Source organism: Paenarthrobacter sp. DKR-5, assembly GCF_018531425.1.
Taxonomy (GTDB): domain Bacteria; phylum Actinomycetota; class Actinomycetes; order Actinomycetales; family Micrococcaceae; genus DKR-5.
Map to the genome: position 1 here is coordinate 173,031 of NZ_JAHBOI010000003.1, position 26,381 is coordinate 199,411.

The 26,381-nt window shown below is 69.1% G+C and carries 26 protein-coding genes and 1 tRNA gene; 14 read left to right on the plus strand and 13 right to left on the minus strand.

Features of this window, described 5'->3' with window-relative positions; genetic code table 11:
- Positions 1-33: 33 nt before the first annotated feature.
- From KIH31_RS07125 to KIH31_RS07145, 5 genes are all read left to right on the plus strand, one after another.
- On the plus strand, positions 34-1,410 hold the full coding sequence (locus tag KIH31_RS07125; RefSeq protein ID WP_214426406.1) for a S8 family serine peptidase: 1,377 nt from the start codon (positions 34-36) through the stop codon (positions 1,408-1,410).
- Positions 1,411-1,497: 87 nt separating this feature from the next.
- The gene (locus KIH31_RS07130) at positions 1,498-2,880 is read left to right on the plus strand and encodes an NAD(P)/FAD-dependent oxidoreductase (RefSeq protein ID WP_214426407.1); all 1,383 of its coding nucleotides are present in this window, start codon (positions 1,498-1,500) and stop codon (positions 2,878-2,880) included.
- Positions 2,881-2,995: 115 nt separating this feature from the next.
- Positions 2,996-3,505, plus strand: a complete 510-nt coding sequence (locus KIH31_RS07135) for a GNAT family N-acetyltransferase (RefSeq protein ID WP_214426408.1) — start codon at positions 2,996-2,998, stop codon at positions 3,503-3,505.
- Between the two features lie 73 nt (positions 3,506-3,578).
- Positions 3,579-3,652 (plus strand) — tRNA-Leu (locus tag KIH31_RS07140).
- 160 nt (positions 3,653-3,812) lie between these two features.
- Positions 3,813-5,186 (plus strand): ABC transporter substrate-binding protein, encoded by a 1,374-nt coding sequence (locus KIH31_RS07145; protein WP_214426409.1) that lies wholly within the window; start codon positions 3,813-3,815, stop codon positions 5,184-5,186.
- 87 nt (positions 5,187-5,273) lie between these two features.
- Here the strand turns inward: KIH31_RS07145 and KIH31_RS07150 are convergent, their stop codons facing one another.
- From KIH31_RS07150 to KIH31_RS07175, 6 genes are all read right to left on the minus strand, one after another.
- The gene (locus tag KIH31_RS07150) at positions 5,274-6,026 is read right to left on the minus strand and encodes an ABC transporter ATP-binding protein (RefSeq protein WP_214426410.1); all 753 of its coding nucleotides are present in this window, start codon (positions 6,024-6,026) and stop codon (positions 5,274-5,276) included.
- The gene (locus KIH31_RS07155; protein WP_250545648.1) at positions 6,023-7,030 is read right to left on the minus strand and encodes an ABC transporter ATP-binding protein; all 1,008 of its coding nucleotides are present in this window, start codon (positions 7,028-7,030) and stop codon (positions 6,023-6,025) included. Before KIH31_RS07155 ends, KIH31_RS07150 begins: the two co-directional genes overlap by 4 nt.
- A complete protein-coding gene (locus KIH31_RS07160) occupies positions 7,027-7,998 on the minus strand; it encodes a branched-chain amino acid ABC transporter permease (protein ID WP_214426411.1) in 972 nt (323 codons plus the stop codon). Before KIH31_RS07160 ends, KIH31_RS07155 begins: the two co-directional genes overlap by 4 nt.
- Positions 7,999-8,010: 12 nt before the next feature.
- A complete protein-coding gene (locus tag KIH31_RS07165) occupies positions 8,011-9,291 on the minus strand; it encodes a branched-chain amino acid ABC transporter permease (protein WP_214426412.1) in 1,281 nt (426 codons plus the stop codon).
- 242 nt (positions 9,292-9,533) lie between these two features.
- A complete protein-coding gene (locus KIH31_RS07170) occupies positions 9,534-9,830 on the minus strand; it encodes a co-chaperone GroES (protein ID WP_214426792.1) in 297 nt (98 codons plus the stop codon).
- A gap of 153 nt (positions 9,831-9,983) precedes the next feature.
- Complete coding sequence (locus KIH31_RS07175) at positions 9,984-10,343, minus strand: SPW repeat protein (protein ID WP_214426413.1); 360 nt, start codon at positions 10,341-10,343, stop codon at positions 9,984-9,986.
- Positions 10,344-10,558: 215 nt separating this feature from the next.
- Here KIH31_RS07175 and KIH31_RS07180 point away from each other — a divergent pair, with 215 nt between their 5' ends.
- Positions 10,559-11,392, plus strand: coding sequence for a Bax inhibitor-1/YccA family protein (locus KIH31_RS07180; protein ID WP_214426414.1), 834 nt, complete (start codon positions 10,559-10,561; stop codon positions 11,390-11,392).
- A 10-nt stretch (positions 11,393-11,402) separates the two neighbouring features.
- Here KIH31_RS07180 and KIH31_RS07185 read toward each other — a convergent pair whose 3' ends face one another.
- The 4 genes from KIH31_RS07185 to KIH31_RS07200 form a co-directional block, all read right to left on the minus strand.
- Positions 11,403-12,662 (minus strand): amidohydrolase, encoded by a 1,260-nt coding sequence (locus KIH31_RS07185; RefSeq protein WP_214426415.1) that lies wholly within the window; start codon positions 12,660-12,662, stop codon positions 11,403-11,405.
- Between the two features lie 83 nt (positions 12,663-12,745).
- On the minus strand, positions 12,746-13,906 hold the full coding sequence (gene galK / locus KIH31_RS07190) for a galactokinase (RefSeq protein ID WP_214426416.1): 1,161 nt from the start codon (positions 13,904-13,906) through the stop codon (positions 12,746-12,748).
- Positions 13,903-15,015, minus strand: a complete 1,113-nt coding sequence (galT, locus tag KIH31_RS07195; RefSeq protein ID WP_214426417.1) for a galactose-1-phosphate uridylyltransferase — start codon at positions 15,013-15,015, stop codon at positions 13,903-13,905. Before galT ends, galK begins: the two co-directional genes overlap by 4 nt.
- Positions 15,012-15,833, minus strand: a complete 822-nt coding sequence (locus KIH31_RS07200; RefSeq protein ID WP_250545649.1) for a DeoR/GlpR family DNA-binding transcription regulator — start codon at positions 15,831-15,833, stop codon at positions 15,012-15,014. The genes galT and KIH31_RS07200 overlap by 4 nt, the downstream gene beginning before the upstream one ends.
- 65 nt (positions 15,834-15,898) lie before the next feature.
- Here KIH31_RS07200 and KIH31_RS07205 point away from each other — a divergent pair, with 65 nt between their 5' ends.
- From KIH31_RS07205 to KIH31_RS07220, 4 genes are read left to right on the plus strand one after another with little or no spacing between them, the layout of a single operon-like run.
- Positions 15,899-16,813 (plus strand): aldose 1-epimerase family protein, encoded by a 915-nt coding sequence (locus KIH31_RS07205; protein ID WP_214426419.1) that lies wholly within the window; start codon positions 15,899-15,901, stop codon positions 16,811-16,813.
- 56 nt (positions 16,814-16,869) lie between these two features.
- Complete coding sequence (locus KIH31_RS07210) at positions 16,870-18,054, plus strand: AI-2E family transporter (RefSeq protein WP_214426420.1); 1,185 nt, start codon at positions 16,870-16,872, stop codon at positions 18,052-18,054.
- On the plus strand, positions 18,051-19,289 hold the full coding sequence (ilvA, locus tag KIH31_RS07215) for a threonine ammonia-lyase (protein ID WP_214426421.1): 1,239 nt from the start codon (positions 18,051-18,053) through the stop codon (positions 19,287-19,289). The genes KIH31_RS07210 and ilvA overlap by 4 nt, the downstream gene beginning before the upstream one ends.
- A gap of 10 nt (positions 19,290-19,299) precedes the next feature.
- Positions 19,300-19,887 (plus strand): rhomboid family intramembrane serine protease, encoded by a 588-nt coding sequence (locus tag KIH31_RS07220; RefSeq protein WP_214426422.1) that lies wholly within the window; start codon positions 19,300-19,302, stop codon positions 19,885-19,887.
- A 164-nt stretch (positions 19,888-20,051) separates the two neighbouring features.
- On the opposite strand, the gene greA is transcribed toward KIH31_RS07220, so the two are convergent.
- Positions 20,052-20,546: a transcription elongation factor GreA gene (greA, locus tag KIH31_RS07225; protein WP_214426423.1), complete on the minus strand. Its 495-nt coding sequence runs from the start codon at positions 20,544-20,546 to the stop codon at positions 20,052-20,054.
- A gap of 240 nt (positions 20,547-20,786) precedes the next feature.
- Positions 20,787-21,218, minus strand: a complete 432-nt coding sequence (locus KIH31_RS07230; protein ID WP_307857572.1) for a DUF4307 domain-containing protein — start codon at positions 21,216-21,218, stop codon at positions 20,787-20,789.
- A gap of 9 nt (positions 21,219-21,227) precedes the next feature.
- Here KIH31_RS07230 and mca point away from each other — a divergent pair, with 9 nt between their 5' ends.
- From mca to KIH31_RS07245, 3 genes are read left to right on the plus strand one after another with little or no spacing between them, the layout of a single operon-like run.
- Positions 21,228-22,235, plus strand: coding sequence for a mycothiol conjugate amidase Mca (gene mca, locus KIH31_RS07235; RefSeq protein ID WP_214426424.1), 1,008 nt, complete (start codon positions 21,228-21,230; stop codon positions 22,233-22,235).
- A 45-nt stretch (positions 22,236-22,280) separates the two neighbouring features.
- Entirely contained in the window at positions 22,281-22,646 is a 366-nt protein-coding gene (locus tag KIH31_RS07240) for a hypothetical protein (protein ID WP_214426425.1), read from the plus strand.
- Positions 22,618-24,717, plus strand: a complete 2,100-nt coding sequence (locus KIH31_RS07245; protein ID WP_214426426.1) for a thioredoxin domain-containing protein — start codon at positions 22,618-22,620, stop codon at positions 24,715-24,717. Before KIH31_RS07240 ends, KIH31_RS07245 begins: the two co-directional genes overlap by 29 nt.
- Here KIH31_RS07245 and KIH31_RS07250 read toward each other — a convergent pair.
- Positions 24,714-25,436: a hemolysin III family protein gene (locus KIH31_RS07250; protein WP_214426427.1), complete on the minus strand. Its 723-nt coding sequence runs from the start codon at positions 25,434-25,436 to the stop codon at positions 24,714-24,716. The two genes, KIH31_RS07245 and KIH31_RS07250, sit on opposite strands and share 4 nt — an antisense overlap.
- A 171-nt stretch (positions 25,437-25,607) precedes the next feature.
- On the opposite strand from KIH31_RS07250, the gene KIH31_RS07255 reads away from it, so the two are divergent.
- Entirely contained in the window at positions 25,608-26,369 is a 762-nt protein-coding gene (locus KIH31_RS07255; RefSeq protein WP_214426428.1) for an isoprenyl transferase, read from the plus strand.
- The last annotated feature ends 12 nt before the right edge of the window (positions 26,370-26,381 follow it).

Below are 26,381 nucleotides of genomic sequence, written 5' to 3' on the forward strand. Positions count from 1 at the left end.
GAGGCGCGGGGAACCAACGGTGATGGGATCACAATGACGACGTCTTCCTGGCACAACCGTGCCCTGTCCGGCCTGCTGGCCGCGGCGCTGCTGGCCGGCAGCGTGCTGCTCGGCCTCGGTACCGCACCGGCTGCACATGCGGACGACATCCGCGACCGCGAGTACTGGCTTTCCAGCTACGGCGTGACCAAGGCATGGACTGTCTCAAGGGGCGCCGGGGTCAAGGTCGCCGTCATCGACAGCGGCATCGACGCCAGCCACCAGGACCTCAAGGGTGCCGTCACCGGCGGCTATGACGTCTCCGGTTCCGGCTCGGCCAACGGCACGAAGGGCATTGGCCAGACGCCCGAACACGGCACCCTCGTCGCCACGCTGCTCGCCGGGCGCGGCCACGCGGCCGGCAGCGACAAGCCGAAGCCCGGTACCGTCGGAGCCGGACCGGACGGCGTCATCGGCGTCGCTCCGGAGGCGCAGATCCTTTCCGTCTCCGCGTGGCTCGGCTCACCCAACCCCTCCGGCAAGAGCGTGGACGCCCAGATCCCGGAAGCCGTCCGTTGGGCGGTCGACCACGGAGCCAAGGTCATCAACATGTCGCTGGGCAGCTCGTCGACGGAATGGCCGACCAGCTGGGACGATGCCTTTCTCTACGCGGAGCAGAAGGACGTCGTGATCGTCGCCGCGGCCGGAAACCGCGGCGTCGGCATGACCCAGGTCGGGGCTCCGGCCACGATCCCCGGCGTGCTGACGGTGGCGGGCCTGGACCGGCAGGGCAAAGCCAGCTGGGACTCCTCGTCGCAGGGCATCAGCATCGGCGTGGCCGCGCCGGCCGAAAAACTCGTCGGCGGCCTCCCGGGCGGCCGGTACGCGGACTGGTCCGGCACATCGGGGGCGGCCCCGCTGGTTTCCGGCGTAGCGGCCCTGATCCGTTCCAAGTGGCCGGACATGTCGGCCGCGCAGGTGATCAACCGCATCATTTCCACCGCCAAGGACGCCGGTGCCCCGGGCCAGGACCCCATCTACGGTTTCGGCATCCTCAATGTCGAGGCTGCCCTGAAGGCCAAGGTGCCGGTGGTGACCCAGAACCCGTTGGGCTCCATTGCCGAGTGGATCCGGGTGCACCGCCGCGGTTCCATCACGGCAACCCCCACCAGCAAGGGCCAGGCCCCGGCGGCCCCGGCTCCCACCCTCCCGGAGCCGACCGTGCCGGTGGCGGCGCAGCCCGCCGGGCTGGACGAAGCCGTGCCGATGACCGCGGTGCTCGGTTCCGGCGCCCTGCTGCTGGCCGTCCTGGCCGGGGCCGCCGTCCACTTGGCCCGGGCCTCCCGGCGCCTCGGCGGGGAGGAGGGCCGGCACGGGAGCCACTCGGCCGCGGCAGGGCAGGCGAAGGCGGGATCGAAGACCGGCGCCTGAGGTACCTGCAGCGCGTGTTTACGGAGCCTCTGAAAAACTTTGGGAGGACTCGTGAAAACTTTCACAAAGTTCGCTATGATGGCAGGCATGGCTTCCAATCTCCAGTACTCTGACCGCCCGCGCGTGCTCGTCGTCGGCGGCGGCTACGTCGGCCTCTACACCGCCCTGGGCCTCCAAAAGAAGATCGCCCAGACCGGCGGCATTGTGACCCTGGTCGACCCGCTGCCCTACATGACGTACCAGCCGTTCCTGCCCGAAGTTGCCGGTGGAAACATCGAGGCCCGCCACGCGGTCGTCTCGCACCGCCGCCACCTCCGCCAGACCGAACTCATCAACGGCCGGGTCACGGCCATCGACCACGCGAACCGCAAAGCCGTCATCGCGCCGGTGGACGGCTCCGCGCCGTTCGAACTCGATTACGTCGACGTCGTGGTGGGTGCCGGCGCCATCACCCGCACCTTCCCGATCCCGGGCCTGGCCGAGAACGGCATTGGCCTGAAGAACATTGAAGAAGCCGTCGCACTGCGCAACCGGGTGCTGGAGCGCCTCGAGGTCGCAGCCGTATCGACCGAACCGGGCGAGCGTCAGCGCGCCCTGACCTTCGTCGTCGTCGGCGGCGGCTTCGCGGGCATCGAAACGATCGCCGAGCTCGAGGACATGGTCCGCAAGGCCGTTGCCCAGAACCCGCGCGTGGACCAGAGCGAGATCCGCTTCGTCCTGATTGAGGCCATGGGCCGGATCATGCCCGAGGTGACCGAAGAGCAGGCCAAGTGGGTTGTCAAGCACCTGGAAAGCCGCGGCATCGAGGTCCTGCTGAACACTTCCCTCGCGGACGCCACCGACAGCCACCTGAAGCTGATCAGCATGCCGGACAAGGCTCCGGCAGGGGAGTTCGACACCGACACCCTGATCTGGACCGCCGGCGTGCAGGCGAACCCGATGGTCCGCTCCACCGACTTCCCGATCGATCCGCGCGGCCGCGTCCGCGTCGGTGCGGACCTGCGCATCACCGGTGACGACGGCCCCATCGAGAACGCCTGGGCTGCCGGCGACGTCGCGGCCGTGCCGGACCTGACCGGCGGCGGCGTGCAGGGCTTCTGCGTTCCCAATGCCCAGCACGCACTGCGCCAGGCCAAGCGCCTCGCCAAGAACCTGTGGGCTGCCCGCAACAACGAGCCGCTCGTGGACTACAAGCACAAGAACCTCGGCGCTGTCGCTGGCTTCGGCCAGTGGAAGGGCGTCGCGAACATCATGGGTGTCGGCCTGAAGGGTGCCCCCGCCTGGGTGGCGCACCGCGGCTACCACGGCATGGCGATCCCGACCGTCGAGCGCAAGATCCGCGTCCTGATGGACTGGTTCGGCGCGCTGGTCGCCGGCCGCGACACCACGCAGCTGCTCGACCTGGACCAGCCGCGCGCCTCCTTCGAGGCCGCTGCCGCGCCGGCTCCGAAGCCGGCGTCCACCAAGTAGCCCTGCAGCAAGCGGCATCATCGCCGACGGCGGTCCCTCCTGGCGAGGGGCCGCCGTCGGCGCTTAACGCCCTCAAGGTCCATCCCTGACGCCCCTGCCGGTTAGACTCCGGGACATGCTCATCCGTCCCGAGACGCTGGCCGACCGGCCCGCCGTCCTCGACGTCGTGAGCCGGGCCTTCGGAAGCCCGGCAGGCGGCGAGCCCGTTGAGGCAGGCATGCTCCGCGCGCTCTTCGAGGACCCGGGCTATTTGGCGCACCTGTCCCTGCTGGCTGAACAGGACGGTGCGGTCATCGGCCATGTCATCTGCACCCGGGGCTGGATCGGCACGGTGCCCGCGCTGGGCCTGGGTCCGTTGGCGGTCGACCCCGCACGCCAAGGCGCCGGCGTCGGCTCCGCCTTGATGCGCGGCGTCATCGCCGCGGGCCGGTCCGCGGGGGAGCGGATCATCTGCCTGCTTGGAAGCCCCGCGTACTATCACCGGTTCGGTTTCGCCGACGCCCGCAGCCTGGGCATCGAGGCACCGGATCCGCGGTGGGGGGAGCACTTCATGGCCCTGGAGCTTTCCGGAGGGCCTGCGGCGGCAGGCAGGTTCCGCTACGCCGCACCCTTCGAGGACCTGTAGGCGGAGCTGGACCCCTGAGGCCCCGGACGGATCAACTAAGCTGGTCGCGATGCCCGCGCTGCGGCGCCGGCACGCCCCAGTAGCCCAATCGGCAGAGGCAGCAGACTTAAAATCTGCTCAGTCAGGGTTCGAGTCCCTGCTGGGGCACCGTCTTCGGGATCGTTTTTCTACCCGGGGGTAGTAGTTACAAGGATGTGACCTGATGGACTTATTTTCGGTTCACTAATGGGCTATTTTTTCTTCTAATCAGGAATCCCTGGTGATCGCATCAAAGGTTCGCGGACCTTTCGATCGAGGAGACAAATAGATGACTGCAACACAAATTGCGGCGCCCCGGGCAGCGAAGCTTGCGGCTCTCGGCCTGGGCGTTGCACTTTTCGCTTCGGCCTGCGGCGGCAGCAGTTCGGCGCCGTCGAGTTCGGGCGGAGCGAGCGGCGGTGCGAGCGGTGGCTCTGCCGCACCGGCGGCCCTGGCCTGCCCCACCGGGGGCGGTTCGGCGACGGCCAGCCAGGCTGCCACCAGTGCCGGAGCAGTACCGCCGTCGGCCACGACGACCGACACCCCGCTGAAGCTCGGCACGCTTCTGCCCACGACGGGCAACCTCGCCTACCTCGGCCCGCCCGAAATCGCGGGCGTGAATCTGGCGGTCAAGGAGATCAACGCTGCCGGCGGCGTCCTGGGCAAGCCGGTTCAGCTGATCAACCGCGACTCCGGCGACACCAAGACGGACATTGCCACCCAGTCCGTCACCAACCTGCTCGGCCAGGGCGTCGGTGCCATCATTGGTGCGGCGTCCTCCGGCGTGTCCAAGACCGTGATCAACCAGATCACCGGTGCCGGCGTCGTGCAGTTCTCCCCGGCCAACACCTCCCCGGACTTCAGCACGTGGGACGACAAGGGCCTGTACTGGCGCGACGCCCCCTCGGACGTGCTGCAAGGCAAGGTCCTGGGCAACTACATGGCCAGCTGCGGCGCGCAGACCCTGGGCATGATCGTGCTCAACGACCCCTACGGCACCGGGCTGCAGAAAAACGTGAAGGAAGCGTTCACTGCGGCCGGCGGCAAGGTTGTCGCGGAGCAGATGTACAACACCGGTGATTCGCAGTTCTCCAGCCAGGTGGACGCCATCGTGGCGGCCAAGCCGGACGCCATCGGCCTGCTGACCTTCGACGAGGCCAAGCAGATCATCCCGCTGCTGCTCGCCAAGGGCATCAAGCCGGAGCAGCTGTTCTTCGTGGACGGCAACCTCGCCGACTACAGCAAGGACCTCAAGCCCGGCAGCCTCACCGGTGCGCAGGGCACCAACCCTGGCACGTTCGCCAAGGACGACTTCAAGAAGCAGCTGCTGACGGTCGACCCGACCTTGAAGAACTGGAACTACGCCGGTGAATCGTACGACGCCGCGAACCTGATCGCGCTTGCCTCCGAAGAGGCCAAGAGCACCAAGGGCGTGGACATTGCCAAGCACCTGAAGGACGTGTCCGAGGGCGGCGAGAAGTGCAACAGCTTCCCCACCTGCGTGACGCTGCTGCGCCAGGGCAAGGACATCGACTACGACGGCAAGTCCGGTCCCATCACGTTTGCGGATAACGGAGACCCGTCGGAGGCGTACATCGGCATCTACAAGTACGACGACAAGAACGTTCCGCAGCCGCTGAAGGAAGAATTCGGCAAGCTCTGATCGGAACACCAGTGCGGGCCCCGGCTTCTGCCGGGGCCCGCTGCTGTGTCCGGGCCCGGGCCCGGCCGGTGCCGTCCGGCCCGGCCGCTACGCGGTGTCGGCGAGGGTGCCCAGGTAGAGCTGGATGACCTTCGGGTCGTTCATCAGCTCGCGTCCGGTGCCGGTGTACGCGTCCTTGCCCTGGTCCAGCACGTACCCGCGGTCGCAGATCTGCAGGCAGCGCCGGGCGTTCTGTTCGACCATGATCACGCAGACACCGGCCCGGTTGATCTCGTGCACCCGCAGGAACGTCTCGTCCTGCTTGACGGGGGACAGGCCGGCCGAGGGCTCGTCGAGCAGCAGCACAGCCGGGTCCATCATCAGTGCCCGGCCCATGGCCACCATCTGCCGTTCACCGCCGGAGAGCGAGCCGGCCCGCTGCGACCGCCGCTTGGCCAGTTCGGGGAACAGGTCGGTGACGAAGTCGAAGCGCTCCTTGAAGACCTTGGGCCGCTGAAACAGGCCCATCTGCATGTTCTCCTCGATGGTGAGGCTGGCGAACACGTTGTTGGTCTGCGGCACGAACCCGATGCCCTGGCTGACCAGCTTGTTCGCCTTGAGCCCTGTCAGGTTCTTGCCCCGGACGACGACGGTGCCCGAGTGCACCTTCACCAATCCGAACATGGCCTTGAGCAGTGTGGACTTGCCGGCGCCGTTGGGCCCGATGATGCCGATCAGCTCGCCCTGGCGGGCCTCGATGCTGCAGCCGTTGAGGATGTTCACTCCGGGCAGGTAACCGGCCACCAGGTCGGTGACCGTGACGACGGCCTCCGCGGGGGCCGCGCTGGTGGGCTCGCTCATGGTGCCTCCTCTTCCTTGATCTTGCTGAGGATGCCGGCATCCTCGGTGCCGGCGATGGATTCATCGTCGGCTTCCAGTTCCGCCTCGAGTTCCTTGATGCCCTGCGCGTCGCCCAGGTCCACGTCGTGGTGCGCCCCGAGGTAGGCGTCAATCACGGCCGGGTTCTTCATCACCTCGCCGGGAGGGCCTTCCGCCACGACCTTGCCTTCGGCCATCACCACAACCCAGTCTGCGATGTGGCGCACCATGTGCATGTCGTGCTCCACGAAGAGCACCGTCATGCCTTCGGCCTTGAGGTTCTTGATGTGGTCCAGCAGGGACTGCGTCAGGGCCGGGTTCACACCGGCCATCGGCTCGTCCAGCATCACCAGCTTGGGCTTGACCATCAGCGCGCGCGCCATCTCGAGCAGCTTGCGCTGGCCGCCGGAGAGCGACGCGGCGTAGTCGTCCTTCTTCGCGTCGAGCTTGAACTTCTCCAGCAGCCGGTCCGCCTGCTCGGTGATTTCCTTCTCCCTGGAGCCCCAGATGCCCTTGAACAGAGCCCGGGAGAGCCGCTCGCCGGGCTGCTGGGTGGCCCCGAGCCGCATGTTCTCCATCACCGTCAGCTTCCCCATTACCTTGGTTAGCTGGAAGGTGCGGACCATGCCCATGCGGGCAACCTTGTAGGAGGACACCCCCTGCAGGCTGCGGCCTTCGAACGTCCAGCTGCCCGAGTTCGGGGTGTCGAAGCCCGTGAGCAGGTTGAACAGCGTCGTCTTGCCCGCGCCGTTGGGCCCGATCAGAGCGGTGATCTTGTGCCGGGGGATTTCCAGGTGCTCGACGTCGACGGCGTTCATGCCGCCGAAGGCGCGGGTGACGTTATCCGCGACGACGATCGGGTCCCGTTTCCTGCAGCCCGGGGCCGCCTCGCCGTCGGCGATCTCCCGGGAGTCGGTCATGTAGTCCACCGGCTCCTCTGCGGCGTGGCGCCCGGTGGCGCTGTACTCAGTGCTGCCTGTGCTCATGCGAACGCCAGCTCCTTCTTGTTGCCCAGCACGCCCTGCGGCCGGAAGATCATCAGCAGCATCAACGCGACGCCGACCAGGATGTAGCGCAGCTGGCCGGCCTGGACCGTGTTGATGAACGTCACCGTGCCGGACTCGATGAGGCCGTAGAGGATGCCCTGGGTCAGCGAGAGCACCGCCCAGAAGATCATCGCCCCGATCACCGGTCCGAGGATGGTGGCCATGCCGCCGAGCAGCAGGCAGGTGTAGAGGAAGAACGTCAGCTCCGTGCCGTAGTTGGCCGGCTGGACGGCGCCGCGGGGGAGCGTGAAGACCATGCCGGCCAGGGCGCCGAGCACGCCGCCGATGACCAGGGCCTGCATCTTGTAGGCGTAGACGTTCTTGCCCAGCGAGCGGACGGCGTTCTCATCCTCGCGGATGCCCTTGAGCACCCGCCCCCACGGGCTGCGCATCAGCAGCCAGACCACGAGGCAGGCGAGCGCGACGACGACCCAGCCGACAACGCGGACGAAGAAATCGCGGTTGCTCATCCCCAGCGGGTAGGTGCCCGGCGGGAAGGGGTTGAGGTCGAAGAACCCGCCCTCGAAGGCGGCCAGGCCGTTGGCCGAGCCGGTCAGCGGGGTCAGCTTGTTGGTGGTGACGATGTAGCGCAGGATTTCGGCCGCTGCGATGGTCACGATGGCCAGATAGTCCGCCCGCAGCCGCAGGGTCGGGATGCCGAGGATGAAGGCGAAAATGACAGCGCACACGACGGCGATCAGCAGGCCGACGATGAAGGGCACGTGCCACTGCAGGGTCGAGACGGCGAAGGCGTACGCGCCGACGGCCATGAAGCCGGCCTGCCCGAAGTTCAGCAGGCCGGAGTAGCCGAAGTGGACGGCGAGGCCGAGGGCGGCGAGCGCGTAGGCCGCCGTCGTCGGACTGAGCATCTCGCCCAGGGCGCCGCCGAGAATGTCGAGGAAATTCATTGGTGCTGCTCCTTATCCCACGCGCTCACGGCGGCCCAGGATGCCCTGGGGCCGGAAGAGAAGAACGATGATCATGATGGCCAGCGCGCCGACGTACTTCAGGTCCGCGTCGAGCCACAGGGTGCTCAATTCGACCAGCACGCCGACGATCAGCGAGCCCACCAGGGCGCCGAAGACCGTGCCGAGGCCGCCCAAAGTGACGCCGGCAAAGATGAGCAGCAGGATCTGCTGGCCCATGTCGAACGTGACGCCGGGCCGGTAGTAGGCCCAGAGGATGCCGCCGAGGGCTGCCAGCACACCGCCGACGGTCCACACGATCCGGATGACGTTGTCCACGTCGATGCCGGACGCCGCGGCGAGCGCGGGGTTGTCGGCGACGGCGCGCGTGGCCTTGCCGACGCGGGTGCGCAGCAGCAGGAACGCCACCCCGAGCAGCACCACGAGGCTCACCGCCAGCGATACCAGGGTGTTTTGCGAGACGGCGAAGCTTCCGAAGTTCACCTGGGGGCTCTGCGAGTAGGGCAGCTGCTGGGTGGCTCCGCCGAAGTTGTAGAGGATGATGTAGCGCACGGCCAGCGCAAGCCCGATGCTCACGATCATCATCGGGACCAGGCCCGTCCCGCGTTGCCGCAGGGGCCGCCACAGGGCCGCGTCCTGCAGGTAGCCCCACAGCCCGCCGCCGATCAGGGCCAGGATGATGCAGATCCAGAACGGCAGTCCGGCGGCGCTGAGCCCGAAGACCAGGACTGCGCCGAGGGTGACCATCTCCCCGTGTGCGAAGTTCGTCAGGCCCGTGGTGCCGAAGATCAGCGAAAGCCCCACGGCGGCGAGCGCGAGCAGCAGCCCGAAGCTCAGGCCCGCGACCAGGCGTTCGGGCACCTGGCTGAAAATATCGACCTTCTGGACCACAATGCCTTGGCCGAACACGAAGAGAGTGCTGACGTTGGAGGTGTTGCTGAAGCTCACCTCGCGGGGGTTCTTCTCGCCTTCGGCCAGCTTCACGCCCTGGGGCAGCGTCCCGGTGTCCAGCTCGACGGTGTAGGTGCCCTGGGTGGGGACCCCGATGGACCAGCTGCCGTTGGCGGCGGAGGTCGCGGAGCCTTCGAACCCGTTGCCCTTGGCGGTGATCTTCACGCCCTTCAGCGGGACCCCGTTGTTGCGCAGCAGGCCGCTGATGGAATTCGGATAGTTTTGCTGGCTGCCCGTCGGTGCGGGTGAGGGGGTCGGGGCGGCCTCGGCTGCCGGGGCCGCCAAAAGCATCGAGACGGTCACGGCGAAGAGCGCCGCTACCATGCCGGAATGCCGCAGAAGCGACCGGAGAAAATTCCGGGTAGTTCTCAAGTTATAACCTCCACATGGGGGTTCCGGGAGCGTCGTTGCACCCGTCGCGAACACTGTTTACGAGATGCGCTGTGATCCTAATCTCGTATTGTGTCGCTCATGTTACAGCGCGGGGACGCCCCGCCGGCCGCTTCAGCGGTCCTGCGCAGATCCCATTCGCGTAACGGCTGGCGCGCCCGCCAGGGGCGCGCGCGTCAGAGGTAGAGGCCGACGTCGTGCCCGGCGTCGTCCGGGCGCGCCACGGCATGCACGTCGCGTTCGCGCAGCAGGAGGTAGTCCTGTCCGGAGACCTCCACCTCCGAGCGGTCCTCGGGATCGAACAGGACGCGGTCCCCGACGGACACCTGCCGCACGTTCGGGCCCGCGGCCACGACGTCGGCCCATGCGAGCCGCTTCCCGAGCGCAGCAGTGGCAGGGATGACGATGCCGGAAGCAGAGCGCCGCTCGCTGCCTTCCTGGTCGAGCTTGACGAGGAGGCGGTCGTGCAGCATGCGCAGCGGCAGGGAGGTTCCAGGGGAGGAGTCGGCGGAATTCACCGGTCCAGCATAGTCGCGGACAGCAGCAGAGGCGGCACGCTGGCCGCCTCTGCTGCCGGCTCCGGCGTTAGCCGGGCCAGGCCTGTCTTGCCTTAGCCCACCGGTGCCTCAGTGCGACATGCGCACATGTTCGTGGTGCGCCTCGTTGCTGGGCCTGATGGCCAGGCCGGTGGCGACCACGCAGATCGCCCCGGCGATCCAGGATGTCCAGGCCGCGCCTGTCTGGCTGGTGTAGGACCCGAGCCAAGGGGAGATGAAGAGCAGCACGGCAACAACCGCCTGTCCGTACTCGACCCAGGGTGTTCCCGGCATCGCCAGGTTGATGAGGCCGCCGGCAAGGAGCAGGACGCCGAAGGTGACCATCAGGACGGAGGACATGCCGGCTTGGGCTGTCCACAGAGTTGAGAGCGCCGTGTACAGGCCGACAACTGCAACTGCGTAGTCCTGCCACCGCGTCCATTTCTTCATGGGAACCGACCTCCTAGTAGGTTCGTACTCCGCTGATCGGGAGTACTTCCATTCTAGCTTGACCCCGGCGGCCGTCAATGATATCACGCGCGCGCGGGCAGCCTGCGGCTCCCGCGCCGGCCTCCGGCGCCGCAGCGGAACTTTCCGGCTCTCCCGCACGTGCCTGTTGGTAGGCTGAACGAACATTCTGCCCCCCGACTCAGGAGGACACTCGCATGGCACTTGGTGGGAACCCCGTATTCAGGAACAACAAGGCGTTCCGCCAGCCCCAGCGGCAGGCGGAATCCTCAGCGCTGGCGACCGCGCAGCAGGGCTATGTGAGCGCGGAGCAGCTTCAGGACCTCTACAACCGTCCGTCGGCAGGCCCCGCCGAGACGGGCCGCATGACGTACGACGATGTCATCGTCAGGACCATCGGAACCCTCGCCGTGCTCCTCGTGGGCGCAGGCGTCGGCTGGATGTTCCCGGCGCTGGCACTGGTCGGGATGATCGGCGGCCTGGTGCTTGGCCTGGTGAACTCCTTCAAGCGGGAGCCCGTTGCGGCTCTGATCCTGGCCTACGCCGGACTCGAGGGACTGTTCATCGGTGGTCTGTCCTCGTTCCTCGAGGCGCGCCTCCCGGGCATCGCCCTGCAGGCCGTGGTCGGCTCGCTGTCAGTCTTCGCCGTCACCCTCCTGCTGTTCCGCAGCGGCAAGGTCCGTGCGACGCCGCGGGCGATGAAGTTCTTCATGATCGCTCTCGTCGGCTACCTGGTCTTCTCGCTGATCAATCTCGGCCTGCAGATTTTCGGTGTGGTGCAGGACCCGTGGGGGCTGCGCGGCATGGACATTCCCGGCACTCACATTCCCTTCGGCGTAGTGATCGGCCTGCTGGCGGTCGGGCTGGCGGCGTTCTCCTTGATCGTTGACTTCACCTCCATTGAGGACGGCGTGCGCAACGGCGTCCCAGCCCGCTACGCCTGGACCGCAGCTTTCGGCCTGACGGTCACGCTGGTGTGGCTGTACGTGGAAATCCTGCGCCTGCTGGCCATCCTGCGCGGAAACGACTGACAGCCGCCGTTCAGCTTGCCGTTCCGAGCCATGCCAGGGCCGCCGCGACAAGCGCTTCGGTTCCGGTCCGCAGGGTCGGCTGCAGGGCGGGCAGGAACATGGGGGAGTGGTTCGCCGGGATGTCCTCCAGGAGCCTCCCGGCCAGGGCAGCGGCCTGGTAGGCGGCGGGGTCGGTCCCGCCGATGGCCCAGTACGTATAGGGGATCTTCCCTGCCCGCGGAATGTCGCTGAAGTCTTCGCTGGCGGTCTGCAGTTCCAGCGTGCCCGCGCGGTCACCGAAAAAGCTCCGGAAGGCGGCGGCCACGCGTGCGGTGGCGGCGTCGTCGTTGACGGTGAGCGGGTAGCTGTCGAAAATTTCAAAGTCCGGCTCGGAGGGGCTGCCGCTGGCGGCGCACTCGGCGCGGACGATGCGCCGGACGGCCTCGAGGATCCGATCCCGGGACGCCTCGGTGTACGTGCGAAGGTTCAGTTCCAGCACGGCCCGGTCGGAGATGATGTTGCTCTTGCTCCCGGCCTGCACGCTCCCGACGGTGAGGACGGCAGGTTCGGTGGGCGGGGTCTCCCGGGAGATGACCGTCTGGAGCCGGAGGATGATCATGGCGGCCAGCACCACCGGGTCCACGGTGTTTTGCGGCATCGAACCGTGCCCGCCGCGGCCGTACACCGTGATGCGTACGCTGTCGGCGCCGGAATAGACGGGGCCTGTGCGTGTGAAGACGCTCCCTGCCGGCCCCGGAAGGACATGCTGGGCCAGCGCGACGTCGGGGGCCGGGATGCGCCCGAACAGGCCGTCCTCGACCATGGACTGCGCGCCGTCGCCGGCCTCCTCGGCCGGCTGGAACAGCGCCACCAGGGTGCCGCTCCACTGCTCCCGGTGCCGGGCCAGCAACTGCGAGGCCGCCAGCAGGCACGCCACATGGACGTCGTGGCCGCACGCATGCATCACCGGAACCTGGGCACCGGAGCTATCCGCCGCAACAGCAGTGCTCGCGTAGCCCGCGCCGGTCCGCTCCTGCATCGGCAGCGCGTCCATATCGGCCCGCAGCAGCACGGTGGGCCCCGGACCGTTCCCGAGCACCGCCGCGACACCGGTTGCGCCGATGCCGGTTTCCACCCGGAAGCCGTCCGAGGCCAGGCTGCGCGCCACGGCCGCAGCCGTGCGGTGTTCCTGATGCGAGAGTTCCGGATGTTGGTGCAGGTCCTTGTAGAACTCCTCCTGCCCGGGCCGGATCGACTCGTAGTGCTGCAGGATCGTCGCGGCGGCGTCCATCGGCTGTCCCCTCGCTGTGCGGTGCCGGGCGGCGCGTCCGGCAGGCTCCAACCTACGCCGGGCTTGTACTGCCGGGCCAGTGGCTAGATCACGCGCCGGGCTCCTTCGGCGGGGGTTACGGTGAAGATGTCCGGTTCCTTGTAGCCCGCGGCGCGGAACGCGTCAGCGACCGCCGCACGTACCGGCGCCTCCTGCTCAACCGGGATGAGGGCTATGGCGGCTCCGCCGAAGCCGCCGCCGGTCATCCGGGCGCCGATCGCACCGGCCCCGCGGGCGGTCTCCACGGCCAGATCGAGTTCGGCGCAGGAGATTTCGAAGTCATCCCGCATCGATGCGTGGCTGGCGTCCAGGAGCGCCCCGATGTCGGCAGGGCCCTTGTCTCGGAGCGTCTCGACGGTGTCCAGGACGCGCGCGTCTTCGGTGACGACGTGGCGGACGCGGCGGAAGGTCTCCTCGTCGAGCAGGCCCGCGGCCTCGGCGAGGTCATCCAGGGTGAGGTCGCGCAGCGCCTTGACGCCCATCACTTCGGCGCCGAGTTCACACGACGCGCGGCGCGAGGCGTAGCCGCCGGTGCTGTGCGAATGCGAGACCTTGGTGTCGATGACCAGGATGGCCAGTCCGTTCTCGGCCAGAGCCAGCGGGACCAGCTCGGCGTGCTGGTCCCGGCAGTCCAGGAACACCGCGGCGCCCTCGCGTCCGCGCAGGGAGGCCGACTGGTCCATGATGCCGGTCGGGGCGCCCACGAAGAAATTCTCGGCGCGCTGGGTGAGCAGCACCAGCCGCTCCACCGGCAAGTCCGCCGCGCACAGGTCATTCAGGGCCGTGGCGACGGCGCATTCGATGGCGTGCGAGGATGACAAGCCGGCACCGAGGGGCACATCAGAGTCGAGGAGCAGGTCGAACCCCGGCACGTCCACGCCGGCCTCGGTGAATGCCCAGACGACGCCGAGCGGATACTTGGTCCATCCCTTGGCGTCGGCGGCGCTGAGCTTGTTCAGATCGGTGGAAACGACCCCGTGGTTGCCGAAGGTCGATACGACGCGCACGGTGCGGTCCGTCCGCAGCGACACTGCGACGCGGGCGGACATGCCGATGGCGAACGGCAGCACGAAGCCCTCGTTGTAGTCGGTGTGCTCGCCGATCAGGTTCACCCTGCCGGGGGCGGCCCAGACGCCGTCGGGGTCGGAGCCGAATCGCTCCCGGAAGGCTGCCTGCAGATCGGCGGTGCTGAGCGGGCTGGTCATGTGCGGTCGCTTTCCGGGCGGCCGGGCGCGACGTCGCGCAGCCGTGCCGCCACCTGTTCGGGGGTGGTGTCGTTGATGAAGGCGCCCATCGCGGCTTCGGAGCCGGCGAGGAACTTCAGCTTGTCCTCCGCCCGCCGGGGCGAGGTGAGCTGCAGGTGGAGGTAGCCGGCCTGGCGCAGGGCAGGGGCCACCGGAGCCTGGTGCCAGGCCGAGATGTACGGCGTGGGCGTGCTGTAGAGCGCATCGAAGCGGCCGAGCAGGTCCAGGTAGACCTCGGCCAGTTCGTCGCGCTCCTCGCCGCTGAGCCCGGCGAGGTCCGGCACCTGACGGTGCGGCACGAGGTGGACTTCCAGCGGCCAGCGGGCAGCGAAGGGCACGTATGCGCTGAAGTGGGTCCCTTCAAGGACCATGCGGCTGCCGTCCGCGCGCTCGGCAGCCAGCATCGATCCGGTCAGCGTCTGCCTGCCGTCGGCGGCATCGAAGAACCGGCCTGCCGCGGCTGCCATCACCGCGCCGCGGGGCGTGACGTACGGGTAGGCGTAAATCTGGCCGTGCGGGTGGTGAAGGGTGACGCCGATCTGCGCGCCCCGGTTCTCGAAGGGGAAGACCTGCTGGACGCCCGGAAGGGCACTGAGCGCTTCGGTGCGCTGGGCCCAGGCGTCGATCACGGTCCGGGCCCGCCGGACACCCAGCCCCGCGAAGGATCCGGTGTGGTCCGGCGTGAACGCGACGACCTCGCAGCGCCCCGTGGCCGGCGCGAGGGTGCCCCACTCCGGGTCTGCCGGGGCGGGGCCCACGGCAGGTCCGAGTGAGGGGAAACGGTTCTCGAACACCACCACGTCGTAGTCCGAGGCCGGGATCTCGGACGGGTTCGCCTCGGTCGTCGGGCACAGCGGGCACTGGTCCGCCGGGGGCAGGTAGGTTCGGGTCTGCCGGTGGGCCGCCACCGCCACCCACTCCCCGGTGAGGGCGTCGAAGCGGATCTCGCCGCTCTCGGGCCGTTCCGGCAGCGGCCGCCGGTCCTCGGCCCCCCGGGGCACCGGCGCGCCGTCGTCGAAGTAGAGGATCTCCCGGCCGTCGGCGAGGCGGGCGCTGGTCATGCTGCTCATGGCTTCCTTTGCGGGTTGGAGGCGTGCAACGGGGCCACCACGACGGAAGCGATGGCGGCACGGTAAGGCTTGAGCTCGGAGTCGTCCGCCGAGGCGTCCGTGACCAGCACGTCCACCGCGGAGAGCGGGCAGATGGCCGCCAGGGACACGACGCCGAGCTTGGTCTTGTCAGCGAGCACCATCAGGCGGTCGGCGGCGGATGCCATGGCTTCGTTGGTGTCAGCCTCGGCGAGGTTGGGGGTGCTCAGGCCGCGGTCCGGGGAGATGCCGTGCACGCCCATGATGCACAGGTCCGCGTGCAGCCGGCGCACGGTGGCGGTGGCCACCGGTCCGGCGAGCGCTTCCGAGGGAGTGCGTTCGCCGCCGGTGATGACCACCTTGGTCGAGCCGCCGGCGAGTTGGATTGCCTCCGCCACTTTGAGCGAGTTGGTGATCACCGTCAGGCCCGGCACGCGGTCGAGCAGTTGGGCCAGTTGGTACGTCGTGGTCCCGCCGGTGAGGAAGACCGTCATTCCCGGGCTGAGCAGCCCGACCGCCGCGGCGGCGATGGCGGCCTTGGCCTCGCGCTCCCTGTCCGCCTTCACGAGGAAGCCGGGTTCGGCGGCACTCAGCCCGGCCTGCCGGGCGGCTCCGCCATGCACCCGGCGCAGCAGGCCCCGCGCGTCCAGCGCATCAATGTCGCGGCGCACGGTCATCTCGGACACCTGCAGTGCGGCGGCCACCTCGGTGACCCTAATGGCTTCGCGGCGCTCGAGTTCGCGCAGGATCCTGCCCTGGCGTTCCGGTGCCAGCACGACCTCACCCCCAGATTCACTCAAAAACTCATAGATTCGAACAAAATATAACATTAGCCGACGGTGTCGCGGAACGGTAGCTTTGAGCCATGACCGATGAAGGCTGTGCCACCGGCACCCAGTATGTCCTCCGGAGGGGCGGTGCCCGTGCGGTCGTCGTCGAACTGGCCGCGGGTCTGCGCCGTTTCAGCGTCGACGGCGTGGACCTGACGGAAAGCTACCCGGACAGCGAGCTCCCGCCGGGCGCTGCCGGCATCACGCTCGCACCCTGGGCCAACCGGATCAGGGACGGCCGCTGGACCCTGGACGGCAAGGTCCAGCAGCTGGATCTCACCGAGCCGGCCCGGGGCAACGCGACGCACGGGCTGCTGCGCAACACCGGGTACCAGCTTGTCAGCCGCAGCGCGGATGCTGTGGAACTCGAGGCGACGGTGTTTCCGCAGCACGGCTATCCGTTCCGGCTTCGGCACCGGGTGCGCTACGCGCTCACCGGCCCGTCCGCCCTGCAGGTGGAGCAAACCCTTCACAACCTGTCCACCGCGCGGGCGCCGTTCGTGCTCGGTGCACACCCCTACCTGCGGATCGGTGAGCTGGACAGCTCCGACTTGACGCTGACCGTCCGGGCCCGCTCCTATCTTCCGGCTGACGAGCAGAAAATCCCCGGAGCCCCGGTTCCGGTGGACGCCGGCCACGACCTCTCTGCGGGGCGGCGGATCGGGGACCTGCTCCTCGACGCCGCCTACACCGGACTGGACTTCGACCGCGGCCCCGTCCGGCACGTGCTCGCCGCCGATGACGGCCGGTCGGTCACGCTTTGGGCCGACGCGAGCTGCGGCTTCGTGCAGGTCTTCGTCACGGACACGTTCCCCGGCCGCCGCCGCGCCGTCGCCCTGGAGCCGATGACCGGGCCCGCTGACGCGTTCAACTCCGGCCTCGGCCTGCGCTGGCTGGACCCCGGGGCGAGCTTCACGTTCCGCTGGGGGATCGAAGCGGACCTGGGCTGAGCCGCCTGCGGCCGACACGGTTTCTCAAATAACGGCCGCTGGTGAAGTATTAAGTCATGGAACCCCAGGCCCGTCCGGAACACCCCGCCGCCCCGCGGCCTCCGGTGGTCCGGCGCGACGTCGTGGCGGAGATGCCGTACGGGATCCGCGTCGCTGCGGAGTGGGCCTGGCGGCTGGGGGCGATCCTCCTCGTCGGAGGAGCTCTCGTCTGGCTGCTTTCCCGGGTCAGCTTCCTGCTGATTCCCCTGATGGTCGCCGCGCTGCTGGCCGGCCTGCTGCGTCCCTTCGTGCAGTGGCTCAGGGCCCGCAAGGTGCCCCGGGGCCTCGCCGTCGCGATCGCGGAACTCGGCATGATCAGCGTCGTGCTCGGCGCGCTCGCCCTGGTGGGCCGCCAGCTGGCCGTCGGGTTCAGCGAACTCTGGGACGAGGCCCTCACCGGGATCCAGCAGGTGCAGCGCTGGCTCTCCGATGGCCCGCTGCATCTGACCGCGGACCAGATCGACAAATACGTGCAGGACGCCACCAAGGCCCTGCAGAGCAACAGCGACAGCATCCTCACCGGCGCGCTCAGCTTCGGCAGCACCGCCGGGCACTTCGCAGCCGGCACCCTGCTGGCGCTGTTCTCCCTGATTTTCTTCCTCCTCGAGGGCGAGCGGATCTGGGCCTTCCTGGTCCGGCTGATGCCCCGGCGCGCCCGGCCCGCTGTCGACGGCGCCGGCCGCAAGGGCTGGGCCTCGATGGTCAGCTACGTGCGGATCCAGTTTCTCGTCGCCGCCGTCGACGCCCTCGGAATCGGCGTGGGCGCTGCCCTGCTGGGTGTGCCGCTGGCCCTGCCGCTCGGTGTGCTGGTGCTGCTGGGCTCCTTCATACCGGTGGTGGGGGCGCTGGTGACCGGGGCGGTGGCCGTGCTGCTGGCCCTGGTCTCGAACGGCTGGGTGAATGCGCTGCTGATGCTCGGCGTCGTGCTGATCGTCCAGCAGGCCGAAGGCCACCTGCTGCAGCCGCTGGTCATGGGACGCGCCGTGCGGCTGCACCCGGTGGCCGTCATCTTCGCGGTGGCCGCCGGCTCATACCTCGCCGGGATTCCCGGCGCCTTGTTCGCGGTGCCGCTGCTGGCCGTCGCGAACTCCGCCACCCGTTATATTGCCGCCCGCGGCTGGGAGCACGAACCGGACCCCCACGGGGACGGGGACGGCCTCGAACCTGCCACGCTTGCCACACCCAAGGAGACCGAACAGTGACCGTCCTCGATACCCTTCCCGTCACGGTGGAAAACGTGCTCGAAGCACGCACCCTCCTGGACGGCATCATCGAAAAGACCCCCGTGGAGGTCTCCCGGGCGCTGGGCCGGATGGTGGGCTCCGATGTGTTCCTCAAGTGCGAGAACCTGCAGCGCGCCGGCTCGTTCAAGGTCCGCGGCGCTTACGTCCGGATGGCCAAGCTCACCCCCGAGGAGCGGGCGCGCGGAGTGGTGGCCGCCTCGGCCGGCAACCACGCCCAGGGCGTTGCGGTGGCCGCGGCCCGGCTTGGCATCAAGGCGCGCATCTACATGCCTCTGGGCGTCGCGCTGCCCAAGCTGGCGGCGACGCGCGGCCACGGTGCCGAGGTGGTGCTGCACGGGCACAACGTGGACGAGGCGCTCGCCGAGGCGCAGCGCTATGCCGACGAAACCGGCGCGGTGTTCGTGCACCCCTTCGACAACGTCGACGTCGTCGCCGGCCAAGGGACCATCGGCCTGGAAATCCTCGAACAGATCCCGAATGTCGACACGGTGATCATGGGCGTGGGCGGCGGCGGGCTGCTCGCCGGTGTCGCCGTCGCGGTCAAGGCCAAGGCCTGCGAGCTCGGGCGCGAAATCCGGGTCATCGGCGTGCAGGCCGAGAACGCCGCCGCCTACCCGCCCTCGCTGGCGGCCGATGCCCTGGTCCCGCTGCAGCGCGTCTCCACGATGGCGGACGGCATCGCCGTCGGCCGTCCCGGCCAGCTGCCGTTCTCGATTATCCGCGAGCTGGTCGACGATGTCGTCACCGTCAGCGAGGACGCGCTCGCCCGTGCCCTGATCTTCCTGCTGGAGCGCAGCAAGATGGTGGTCGAGCCGGCCGGCGCCGTGGGCGTGGCCGCCCTGATGGAGGGCAAGATCGAGAACCCGGGCACGACCGCGGTGATCCTCTCCGGCGGCAACATCGACCCGATGCTCATGCTCAAGGTCATCCAGCGCGGTCTTTCGGCGGCAGGGCGGTACATGACGGTCAGGATGCTCCTCGACGACCGGCCGGGCTCACTGGCCACCATCTCGCGCATCATCGCCGAGTCCGACGCCAACGTGACCGGCGTGGACCACACCAGGGTGGGCGGCGCGATCAGCATGGGCGACGTGGCCATCACCATCAACATGGAAACCAAAGGCCACGAACACTGCGAGCAGGTGCTGAACAACCTGCGGGCCGAGGGGTTCCAGCCCGTTGTGGTGCACTAAGGGCACACCCGTGCAGCCACCCGTGCTGACGCGGGCCCACGCGGCGGCGGGCGCATGGGTGGTCGGAGGCCTGGCCGCGCTGCTGTACCTCGTCCAGCTCGTCCACCTCGCGGTGGGGTTCCAGCTCGAGTGGCTGCTGGGGATCCGGCCGCGGGTGGCTTCGAGCCTCCCCGACATCCTCAGCGCCCCGCTGGTCCATGTCGACTGGGCCCACCTGGGGGCCAACACCCTGCCGCTGCTGGTCTTCGGCTACCTGGTGTTCCTGGCCGGCCGCCGGGCCTTCGCGACGTGCCTGGCACTGAGCTGGGTGTGTTCGGGCACCTTGGTCTGGCTGATCGGCACCGGCCTGACGGTCGGCATCTCCGGCGTCGACTTCGGCCTGTTCAGCTTCCTGCTGCTGCGCGGGTTCCTGAACCGGAGCTGGCAGCAGATCCTGCTCTCCGCAGCGTTGTTGCTGTTCTACGGCGGCATCCTGCTCGGGCTGCTGCCCGTGGATGGGCGTCCGATCTCCTGGCAGGCGCATCTGGGGGGTGCACTCGGGGGAGTGGCGGCAGCCGTCGTCACCCGGGAGCGCGCAGGCCGGAGCCTGCTTCCCTGAAGGGGCCGGTTTCCTGAAGGGGCCGGGACCGAGAGGCCAGTCGCGGCGGGCTTCCTGCGCGCAAGCCCACCGCAACTGGCCTCTCGCGCACCCGGAACACGCCCTGAACGCAGGAGCGCCCGGACAACCACGGGGGCTGTCCGGGCGCTCCGGAAACGCGGGGCTCAGCCCTGGTAGGGCTTGGCGGAGATGATCTCCACCGCAATTTCCTTGCCGTTCGGAGCGGTGTAGCTGAGCTTGTCCCCGGCCTTGTGGCCGTGGATGGCAGTGCCGAGCGGCGACTTCTCGCTGAAGACATCCAGGTCCGAATCGCCGGCGACTTCGCGGCTTCCCAGCAGGAAGGTGGTTTCATCCCCGGCGATCTTCGCCACGACGAGCATGCCGGGCTCGACGATGCCGTCGTCAGCGGGCGCCTCGCCCACGTGGGCGTCGCGGAGCAGCTCGGTGAGGTGCCGGATGCGGGCCTCGATCTTGCCCTGCTCCTCCTTGGCCGCGTGGTAGCCGCCGTTTTCCTTCAGGTCACCCTCGGAACGGGCCTGCTCAATCTTCTTGACGACGTCGGCGCGGCCAGGCCCGGAGAGTTCATCCAGTTCCGCCTTCAGGCGGTCAAAAGCTTCGTGGGTGAGCCAGACTACAGGCGCGCTGTTGGTGGTCGACACGGACTTCTCCTCTTAGGTACTGCGGCGGCCGGCGTTGCCGGTCACCTCGGCTGTTGTTTGCGGACGCCGGGTTTCTGCACCAGCGCCACACAAGCAAACACCCCGCCTCAGTCCGGCTGCTCTTCCCTGGATTCCGGTTGCAGCAACCAACTAAGCGGGGCGAAGGTATTGATCAAGTGTAGTCAATCAGCGCGGGAAACCCAAGAGGTCGGCGCTCCGCGCGGCGCTGCCCGCTCGCCGTCAGGATGCTCCGGCGTCGATCCAGCATCTGTCGACCATGCCCGAGACGGCCAGCGATTCGGTCCGCAGCCGCACCTGGTGGTTGGTTGTAGGGCCCGCTCCCGGAGCGTCGGGGCCGATCGTGACGACCTTCCAGCCGACGACGGCGAACGCCTCGTCCATCGCCTTCACCGCGCACTTGGCGGTGCTTCCGGCGTCCTTGGTGACCTGGAACTCCACGTCCGTGGCCGTCGGGTCCACGACCTTGTAGCCGGTGTCCTTGAAGCTGACACTGTTGATCGACGAGCTGATGCCGAACCACGCCAGCAGTCCCACCGCCACCGCCAGGGCCGCCCCGATGAGCAGAAGGGTGCCGCGGCGGGAGAGCGCGCGCTTCTGGCCGCCGTAGCGATTGGCTAGGCTGGTCTCAGCTGATGGTTCGGTGGCGGTCACGGTGTCCCAATGGTTTTCCGGCAGGGCAGCTTCCAGTTTATCGCCACCATCGACGCAGCCCTGCCGCCGGGGCAGGCTGCACTGCACCGCATCCGGGAGGAATCTTCATTGTCTAGCGCTCAAACCGGGGCCGATACACCGCTGCGCCTGCTGGCCGTGCATGCCCACCCGGACGACGAGTCCAGCAAGGGCGCGGCCACGATGGCCAGCTACGCGGCCGCCGGGGTGAAGGTCATGGTCGCCAGTTGCACGGGCGGGGAGCGCGGAAGCATCCTGAACGCCGCGATGGAGGACCACCCGCACGCGCTCCGGGACCTGGCCGGGCTGCGCCGGCACGAAATGGCTCGTGCGGCCGGCGTGCTCGGGATCGAGCAGCGGTGGCTCGGCTTCCACGACTCAGGGCTGCCCGAGGGGGATCCGCTGCCGCCGCTGCCCGCCGGCTGCTTCGCCCTGCAGCCGCTGGAGCGCGCGGCCGCGCCGCTGGTGAAGCTGGTGCGGGAGTTCCGCCCGCACGTGATGGTCAGTTACGACGAGAACGGGGGCTACCCGCATCCGGACCACATCATGGCCCACAAGGTGGCCGTCGAGGCCTTCAGTGCGGCCGGCGACCCGGGCCGGTACCGGGACCTGGGCGACGCCTGGGAGCCGTTGAAGCTCTATTACGACCGTGCCTTCAACCCGGAGCGCTTCCGCGCCCTGCACGAGGCGCTGCTGGCGTCCGGCCTGGATTCGCCGTATGCCGAGCGGCTGGCAGCGTGGCAGGAAGCCGACGCCGAGGGGCACCAGCCGCCGCGGCCGCTGCACGCGACGACCACCCAGATCACTTGCGGGGACTTCTTCGAACAGCGGGACGAGGCGCTGCGCTCGCACCGCACGCAGGTGGACCCGGAGGGCTTCTTCTTCGCCGTCTCCACGCAGATGCAGCGCGACGTGTGGCCCTGGGAGGACTACAGCCTCATCGAATCCCGGGTGCGCACCGAACTGCCCGAGACGGACCTGTTCGCGGGCATACGATAGGAGGACGGGGACGCTCCTGCTGCTCCGCCGAACGAAAGATTGATCGTGCATCTGCTCACCGCCCTGGCTGCCGCCACCCCCTCACCCGCGCCGTCCCTGCGACCGGGCCTGACCGACGACCAGGTAAGCCCCGGGTTCCTGGGGTTCATCGTCATTTTCTTCCTTGCCCTCGCGGTGGTGTTCCTGATCCGCTCGATGAGCAAGCGGATCCGGCGCGTGCGCTACCAGGCGCAGGTCCTGGAAGAGCAGAACCTCCTCGGTGAAGCCGGTGAAGCCGGTGAAGCCGGTGAAACCGGTGAAACCGACAACGCGGGCGAAAGCGGCGAAGCCGGTGCACCCGGAGAGCAGGCGCGGGCCACGGGCCACGGCGCGGAACATCGCGATGGCTCCGGAACCAGCCAACGCCCTTAGCGGGGAACCCTCCGCCTACCTGCGCCAGCACCGGAACAACCCGGTGCACTGGCAGCCCTTTGGCGACGCCGCCTTCGCGCTTGCCAAGGCGCGGGACGTGCCCGTGTTCCTCTCGATCGGGTACGCGGCCTGCCACTGGTGCCATGTGATGGCCGCGGAGTCCTTCGAGGACCCGGAAACCGCTGCCTACCTCAACGCCCGGTTCGTCGCCGTCAAGGTGGACCGTGAGGAGCGCCCCGACGTCGATGCGGCCTACATGGCCGCCACCCAGGCCATCAGCGGCGAGGGCGGCTGGCCGATGAGCGTCTTCCTGACCCCGGAAGGCCGGCCCTTCCATGCCGGCACCTACTTTCCGCCCCGGCCGATGCCCGGCCGGCCCTCGTTCCGCATGGTGCTCGAAGCCGTCACCGAAGCGTGGACCGAGCGGCGCGACGCCGTCGAACGCAGCGCCGCCGACCTCGCCCGCGGCCTTGGAGCCCGCCAGGTCCGCCTGGCCGTGGACCACAACGCACCGCCGCCGGTCATCGGCCCGGACACGCTGGAGGCAGCGGTGCGGTCCCTGGCCTCCACCGAGGACACGGCCTTCGGAGGCCTGGGCGGGGCACCCAAGTTCCCGCCGTCGCCCGTGCTGGAGTTCCTGGTCCGGCACGCGGCCGGGACCGCCGAGACTGCGGGGGAGGCCGCCGGCCTTGCGGGCCGGACGCTGGCCGCGATGGTCCGATCGGCGCTGTTCGACCAGCTCGAAGGAGGCTTCGCGCGCTACTCCGTCACCCGGGACTGGTCCGTTCCGCACTTCGAGAAGATGCTCTACGACAACGCCCAGCTGCTGAGGGTTCTGGCCCACTGGCTGCGGCTGGAGGACGCGGGGGACTGGTTGCCGCCCGCGGAAGCGGCTGAAGCAGCCGGCATGACCGCCGACTGGCTGCTCGCCGGCCTGCGGCTGCCCGGCGGGGCCTTCGCGTCCTCGCTCGACGCCGACACCGTCACCGACGGGGTGCACACCGAGGGCGGCACCTACCTGTGGAGCCCCGGGGAGCTCGTGAGTGAACTGGGCGACGACGGCGAAGCGGTTGCGGACCTGATGAACATCCGGGCGCGCGGGACGGTGACGGAGACCGGATCCGCGCTGCACCCGGGACGCGCCCGCACAGCCGCCGAGGACGAACTCTGGCGCAGGGCACGGCCGCGGCTGCGTGCAGCCCGGTCCGCCAGGCCGCAGCCGGAGCGGGATGAGAAGGTCGTGGCGGGCTGGAACGGCCTCGCCGTCGCCGCCCTCGCCGACGCGGGCGCGGTCCTGGGCCGGCCGGACCTCGTCGCCGCTGCGCGGGAGGCAGCGGACTACCTTTGGGACGTGCACGTCACCCCCGGCAACGCAGGGCCCGGTCAGCTCACCCGGATCTCCCACACCGGCACTGCCCGCGGCGTAGCGGGGCTGCTGGAGGACTATGCGTTCACCGCCGAGGGTTTCTATGCGCTGTACGCCGCGTGCGGCGACGAAAGCTACTACCGGCGGGCGGAGGAGATCGTGCAGGCTGCGCGCGCCCGCTTCCTGCGCGCGGACGGGCTGGCCGACGTCGAGTCCGCCGCGGAGCAGGTGGCCAACGCGCAGGGATCGGACCATTCGCTCGACGTCTTCGACAATGCCACCCCGAGCGGCGCCGCCGTTTTCGCCGGCGTCCTGCTCACCCGGGCGGCCTACAGCGGTTCGGCCGACGACGCCGGGCTGGCGCTGCAGTTGCTGGCCTTCGTGCCGGCTCTGGCCGCTGAGGCTCCGCGCGTGGCCGGCTGGGCGCTCGCCGTCGCCGAAGCAGCCGCGGCCGGCCCCCTGCAGCTGGCGGTGGTCGGCGTGCCCGGGCCCGAACGGGACGCGCTCGCGCAGGTCGGCCGCCTGTCGCCGTCGCCCGGGATGGTGCTCGCGGTGGGGGAGCCGGGCCAGGGAACCGTGCCGCTGCTGCGGGACCGCTTTCCGGCGGGACCGGCGGCCGCCTACCTGTGCCGCGGGATGGTCTGCCGCCTGCCGGCCAGGTCCCCGGCGGAACTGGCCGAGCAGCTCGCCGCCGGGCCGGCCTAGCCGCGGATTGCCAGAACGGCCACCAGGATCGCGGCGTAGTGGCAGGCAAAGGCCGCCACGGTGAAGGCATGGAAGAGCTCATGGAATCCGAAGTGCCGGCTGAAGTTGGGCCGCTTGATGCCGTAGAAGACCGCGCCGGCGATGTAGAGAGCACCCCCGGCGCAGATCAGCACGGCGGCCGCCGCATTCGCGGCGAAGAAGTCGGGAAGGTAGAACAGCGCGGCGCAGCCCAAGGCCACGTAGATGGGCACATACAGCCACCGTGGAGCGTGCACCCACACGACCCGGAACAGCACCCCGAGGACGGCTCCGGTCCAGATCAGCCACAGCAGGGCCGTCGCCTGGGGGCGGTCCAGGAGCGTCCAGGCCAGCGGCGTGTAGGTGCCCGCAATGAGCAGCATGATGTTCGAGTGGTCCAGCCGCTTGAGGACGGCTTTGGTGCGGGGCTTCCAGTTTCCGCGGTGGTACACGGCGGACACGCCGAAGAGCAGCAGCGCGGTGAGCGCGTAGACAGCGGAGGCAAGCTTCGTGGCTGCCGTCGGAGCCAGCACGATCAGCACGATTCCCGCGGCCAGCGCGAGCGGAGTGGCTCCCGTATGGATCCAGCCGCGCCAGCTCGGCTTGAGTTGGAGGGCGTCGGCGATCTTCTCGACGGCTGATTCGACCGGACCGTCGCGGTGGGGCGGGGAGGCGGGTTCCCCGTGACTCGGGCTCGTCATGCCTCCGATTCTAACTTACGGAGCGGTAAGTTACTGGCTGGTAGGTTGGTGGCGGACGGCGAAACGGCGGCCGGTTGTCGGCACGGCGCGGCAGGAGCGGTAGCGTAGGAGGCGACCATCTCCGGCGGCGCCCTGCCGCCCTCGCGCAGGAAGCCAGGTGACTTTCGTCCCATGAGACTGCCCGGGCTGCTCTACGGGTTCTACGAGCGAAAGCTCCTGCGCACCCTGAACCGGGACAGGATCCCCCGGCACATCGGCGTGATGGTCGACGGCAACAGGCGCTGGGCCAAGCTCTCCGGCGCGCCGACCCGGCACGGGCACCAGGCCGGAGCTGACAAGATCCTGGAGTTCCTGGGCTGGTGCGAGGAGCTTGGCGTCGAGATCGTCACGCTCTACATGCTCTCCACGGACAACATGAGCCGTTCCAGCGACGAACTCGAAGAACTCATGGGGATCATTGCCAACACGCTCGACCGGCTCGGCGAGGACCGCGGGATCCGGGTGCACCCGATGGGCGCCCCCGAACTGCTGCCGGACTACCTCTCGGACAAGCTCGCTTCCCTGGCGGCCGCGACGGCGGACCGCTGCGGGCTGCACGTCAATGTCGCCGTCGGCTACGGCGGCCGCCGGGAAATCGTCGACGCCGTCCGCGAGCTGCTGCAGGACGCCATCGCCGAGGGCCGGGACATCTCCGAGCTCGCCCGGGACCTGAGCGTCGACGACATCTCCCGCTACCTGTACACCCGCGGGCTGCCGGACCCGGACCTGGTGATCAGGACCTCCGGGGAGCAGCGCCTGTCCGGGTTCATGATGTGGCAGAGCGCGTACAGCGAGTTCTACTTCTGCGAGGCGCTCTGGCCGGACTTCCGGCGCGTGGACTTCCTCCGTGCGCTGCGTGATTACGCCGGCCGCCAGCGGCGTTTTGGCTCCTGAACCGTTCACCCG